This is a genomic window from Variovorax sp. 01N429 (assembly GCF_056399425.1).
This window is the reverse complement of sequence record NZ_JBFTRG010000253.1, coordinates 1-359: the sequence shown is the minus strand read 5'-3', so window position 1 is coordinate 359 and position 359 is coordinate 1. Positions and strand designations below refer to the sequence as shown.

The 359-nt window shown below is 73.5% G+C and carries 1 protein-coding gene; it reads left to right on the top strand.

Features of this window, described 5'->3' with window-relative positions; all coding sequences use genetic code 11:
• Positions 1 to 359: nitrilase-related carbon-nitrogen hydrolase (locus tag AC1DSF_RS31490; RefSeq protein WP_478184230.1), on the top strand; the 359-nt coding region annotated here is incomplete at both ends.

The following is a 359-nucleotide window of genomic DNA, read 5'->3' as shown; positions in this document are numbered from 1 at the left end:
ACATCGTCGTGCTGCCCGAGATGTTCCTGTCCGGGTACGACCTCGACCTCATCCGCACCGACCCCGCCGCCTGCGACATCGTCCCCGGCGACCGCCGCCTCGACGACCTCGCCGCCGCCTGCTACGCCAGCCGCACCGTCGCCGTCGTCGGCGCCGCCGTCCGCCGCGGCGGACGCCGCACCATGTCCCTCATCGTCGTCGGCCTCGACGGCGAAGCCCAGATCGCCTACGACGCCCAACACCTCCCGCGCGACGCCCGCACCCTCTTCGAACCCGGCGACCACGGCTGCTCCGTCGAAGTCCGCGGCTGGCGCCTCGGCCTCGGCACCCGCAGCGACATCGGCTTCCCCGAACACGTC